We start from the raw sequence: 4,552 nt of genomic DNA on the forward strand, positions 1-4,552 counted from the left end.
ACCAACGAGGTAGCCTTTTGCACCGTCAAAGTTCATTACGCAAGTTGCAGATGCTTTGATCCCCATTTTGTGTTCAATTGAACCAGGGCCAACAGGATTGCGCTCACCTAAAGAGCCATCTTCATTTACAAGGTACTTCGGTACGATGAATAAAGAAATACCACGAGAACCCGCAGGTGCATCAGGTGTTTTTGCCAATACGAGATGAATGATATTTTCAGCTAAATCGTTGTCACCACCAGTGATGAAGATTTTAGTACCAGTGATGTTATAAGTACCATCTTCGTTGCGTTCAGCTTTAGTTTTAATAATACCTAGATCAGTACCCGCATGAGGTTCTGTTAAGCACATTGTACCTGACCATTCGCCAGAGTAGATTTTAGGTAAATAAGTTTCTTTTTGCTCTTGTGATGCATAGCTATTTAAAGCCATACCAGCACCAACTGAAAGAAGCGGGTAGAGCATGAATGATGGGTTTGTCGCGAATAACATTTCGTCAGAAAGTACCGTCAGCATTTTTGGCATTTCTTGACCGCCCCATTCTGCATCAGCACCTAAGCCGATCCAGCCGCCTTCAGCATATTGACGGAAAGCTTCTTTGAAACCAGCAGGAGTGAATACTTCACCATTTTCCCAACGTGCGCCTTCTTCATCACCCGTACGGTTTAACGGGTGCGTCACGTTTTGAGCGAATTTCGCCATTTCTTCTAAAATAGCTTCAGCAGTTGCAGCATCTACATGAGCAAGTTTCTCATTAGACTGCCAAAATTGTTCTGCTTTAAATACATCATTTAAGATGAATTTCATGTCTGCTAAAGGAGCATTGTAAATTGGCATAATCGTTCCCTTCTACGCACATGTCATGTGCAAAGTGATCAAATAAAACGAACAAATAAATGAATAGTGTAAATTTAGCATTGATTAAACAAAAAAAGGACGGTCAAAACTGACCAGTCCTTTTTCTGTGATGAACGTTGCATCTCATTCTAAACTATGTTTAGAAAGCGAAGTGTTCCGCATCAAGTTCAAACAATGGCGCTACGCCAGTTGAAAGTACATCTACGTGAGAGCGAACACGTGGCAAGATCTTCTTGAAGTAGAAGCGAGCTGTTGTGATTTTCGCATTGTAGAAGTCAACTTCAGTTGAACCTTCAGCTAATTTTTCTTGAGCAACAAGTGCCATACGAGCCCATAGGTAAGCAAGCGTTACATAACCAGCGAAGTATAAGTAGTCAACCGCAGCTGCACCAACTTCATCAGGGTTTTGCATTGCACGCATACCGATTTGCATCGTGATGTCGCCCCATTCTTTGTTTGCGGCAGCCAATGGCGCGATGAACTCTTGCATAGCTGCATTGTCTTTGTTTGCTTCAACAAATTTATGAATGATCTTGGTAAAGTCTTTCAGCATCGCACCTTGAGTTTGCAATACTTTACGACCTAACAAGTCAAGTGCTTGGATTTCAGTTGTACCTTCGTATAAGCAAGCAATACGTGTATCACGTACGATTTGCTCCATACCATGTTCAGAAATGAAGCCGTGACCACCAAATACTTGAACACCATGTTTTGCAGATTCAGAACCAGTTTCAGTTAAGAATGCTTTAGCAATTGGTGTTAACAATGACAAGATGTTGTCTGCAAACTTACGCTCTTCTTCAGTTTCGCCTTTTTCAACGATATCTGCATATTGAGCAAGTAAGTAAACCAGTGCACGACCACCTTCAGCAAATGACTTTTGAGTTAAAAGCATGTTGCGAACAGCTGGGTGAACAATAATTGGATCTGCTTCTTTTTCAGGTGCTTTAGGACCAGAAAGTGAACGCATCGCTAAACGGTCTTTTGCATACGCTAACGCGCCTTGGAAAGAACCTTCAGATGCTGCAAGACCTTGTACAGCCGTACCAATACGTGCAGTGTTCATGAATGTGAACATGCAGTTTAAGCCACGGTTTTCAGGTCCAATTAAGTAACCTTTTGCTTGATCAAAGTTGATCACGCAAGTTGCGTTACCGTGGATACCCATTTTGTGTTCGATAGAACCACAACGTACTGAGTTGCGCTCGCCAACAGAACCGTCAGCATTGACATGGAACTTAGGTACGATGAAAAGAGAAATACCTTTAGTGCCTTTAGGTGCACCTGGTAAACGTGCAAGAACGATATGGATGATATTGTCAGCCATGTCATGTTCACCAGCAGAGATAAAGATTTTCTCGCCAGAGATTGCATAACTACCATCAGCATTTGGTTCAGCTTTAGTACGGATAATACCAAGGTCAGAACCAGCGTGAGACTCTGTTAAACACATCGTACCTGTCCAAACACCTGAAACAAGGTTTGGAAGATAAGTTGCTTTTTGCTCATCAGAACCGTGATGTTCAAGGGTACGAACAGCACCGTGAGAAAGACCAGGGTACATACCCCATGACCAGTTCGCAGTACCAACCATTTCAGAGATCGTGATCCCTAAAGAGTTCGGTAATGCTTGACCGCCAAACTCTTCATCAGCAGAAAGAGAAGGGAAGCCTAGTTCGATATATTTTTGATACGCTTCTTTGAAACCTGTAGGCGTAGTTACAACACCGTCATTCCAAGTACAACCTTCACGGTCGCCCACTTGGTTTAAAGGAGAAAGTTCATTCTCACAGAAATCTGCCGCTGCTTCTAAATATTGATCAACCAATTCACGGCTTACGGTGCCTTGAAATGCAGGAAGTTTTGCGTAATGTGCTTCAGCATTTAATAATTCGTGCAATACGAACTGCATATCACGTAAGGGTGCTTTGTATTGTGGCATAGCGGGTTCCTCAATACTGGTGAAACCAGAGTTAAAATCTTAGTCAATGATAAATGTGCCCAATTGGCACCATTTTGTACCGCTAATCGTGCAACAAGTTATAGTTCGGTACAAGCTTTTGCAGGTCATTTCTTAGTGACTGCGAAGTCAAAGTTTGTGATTTAACCTGTTTAAGCTCCTAGATTGTAGGTGTTTTTTTTCGAATTTACTTAAACAGCTTGTTGAAAATCGTAAGCAGCTGTGTAAATAAAAAAAGGCGCTAAAAAGCGCCTGTGAGGAAGAGGAATATTAAGTTGTAGCGTTTGGCTGACGTTTAAATTGCGATTTATCTGGCGTAAAATGAACTTCACATGTACCTTCGATTACACGATTATTCCACTGAACATTCACACGTTCACCAATGCGTTTACCCTGACAAGCCTTTTCGATCTGTGCGCGTTGGGCTTGATGTTCTTGACGCATTTGTTCGCGTTGCTCTAATCGTTGTTCACGTTTTTCTTGCCACTCAGCACGTTGCTCTGGTGTAAGCGGTGCACGTTGCATATTATGGCGGTGATGATCGCGATTCATTGACTGTTCTGCTTGTGTTGTCGATTGACAAGCAGCTAAACCTAGAGCAGAACCGAGTAGAGTGGTCATTAATACAAGTTTTGTCTTATTCATTGTTTTATCCAGCGTGATCAGTTGTGATTCGATGGTTAAAGATTAGATAATAAAGATGAAGAAACAATGGAGAGTTTTTTTCGACCATGTTGGTTACAATCCATAAATAGAACAATATTGAGACTCCGCTTTTGAATGTTCGTCGTGTCCCTATCGCCCTACGCTTATTTTTAACGGTACTGCTGACAACTTTGCTGATCGCAACGATTAGCTTAGGTATCTTGCATTGGACGATGCAAAAGAACTTTGCTCGTTATGTTGCAGATGTGGAAATGCAGAAGTTAGACCGTTTAATCGCCAATTTAGGCAATGTTTACTCTGTTTATCATGACTGGGGCAACGCAATTCAGGCACAGATTTTACAAATTGAAGGAACTGCGGCGGCAGATGACTACGATCGCTTGTCTCAGTGGTGGTTACGTCGACAGTATGATATTGCATTACAACAACGTTATTTTAATGATCATACCTTACTCAGCTTATCTCCAACATTAGCGCAAAACAGTACAGAAATAAAAAGCCGTCAGATTTTTAATGAAGAAGAACTCAGAATTCTCAAGCAAAATTTGCCTTCGGAATATCAACCTTTTGAAGGCTTGCGCTTTCCTTTAAGTCAGAGCCAATTTCGTTTAAAGAAAGATACAAAAGAGAATAACAAACAAACGAATCAACTCAATCAGAATAATGAACACGGGAAAAAGCAGTTTGTCGCTATTCCTGATCGATTGGGCTTAAGCTCACGTCTTTCTTTATATGATAATAGACATCAGTTTATCGTGGGGGAGCCTACAACCGATCAAATTTCTTATCGACCTATTATGGTTGGTCAAGAAATTGTGGGCTACTTAGGCTTGAAGCCTGTGCTTGATCAGGAAGATGCATCCAGTATTAATTTCTTTAGTAATCAAAAGCGCTATTTATTGCTTGTGTATGCCTTAACTGTACTTTCAAGTTTGGTTGCAGCTTTGCTGATGGCAACTTATTTCAAAAAGCCAATTCAGCGTCTCCTCAAAGCAACTTTGGAATTAACTCGAGGTAACTATCAACATCAAGTTGTGATTAAACGAAATGATGAGTTAGGTGATTTAT

General features: G+C 41.2%; 3 protein-coding genes and 1 pseudogene. 1 reads left to right on the forward strand and 3 read right to left on the reverse strand.

Annotated elements, in window-relative coordinates; translation table 11 throughout:
• From B4237_RS12295 to B4237_RS12305, 3 genes are all read right to left on the reverse strand, one after another.
• Positions 1 to 837: acyl-CoA dehydrogenase family protein (locus tag B4237_RS12295; RefSeq protein ID WP_286943332.1), on the reverse strand; the 837-nt coding region annotated here is incomplete at its 3' end.
• A 160-nt stretch (positions 838 to 997) separates the two neighbouring features.
• The gene (locus B4237_RS12300) at positions 998 to 2,800 is read right to left on the reverse strand and encodes an acyl-CoA dehydrogenase C-terminal domain-containing protein (protein ID WP_004877288.1); all 1,803 of its coding nucleotides are present in this window, start codon (positions 2,798 to 2,800) and stop codon (positions 998 to 1,000) included.
• 288 nt (positions 2,801 to 3,088) lie between these two features.
• The gene (locus tag B4237_RS12305) at positions 3,089 to 3,463 is read right to left on the reverse strand and encodes a hypothetical protein (RefSeq protein WP_004877287.1); all 375 of its coding nucleotides are present in this window, start codon (positions 3,461 to 3,463) and stop codon (positions 3,089 to 3,091) included.
• 131 nt (positions 3,464 to 3,594) lie between these two features.
• Between B4237_RS12305 and B4237_RS12310 the strand changes: the two are divergent.
• Positions 3,595 to 4,552 (forward strand): annotated as a pseudogene (locus B4237_RS12310) (sensor histidine kinase efflux regulator BaeS); the annotation flags it as partial.

Origin of the sequence: Acinetobacter sp. UBA6526 (assembly GCF_002434875.1) — a bacterium.
Taxonomy (GTDB): Bacteria; Pseudomonadota; Gammaproteobacteria; order Pseudomonadales; family Moraxellaceae; genus Acinetobacter; species Acinetobacter venetianus.

Coding starts and splice junctions, on each gene's coding strand:
- B4237_RS12300 (WP_004877288.1), bottom strand. CDS start 2,800: ATGCCACAATACAAAGCACCCTTACGTGATATGCAGTTCGTATTGCAC.
- B4237_RS12305 (WP_004877287.1), bottom strand. CDS start 3,463: ATGAATAAGACAAAACTTGTATTAATGACCACTCTACTCGGTTCTGCT.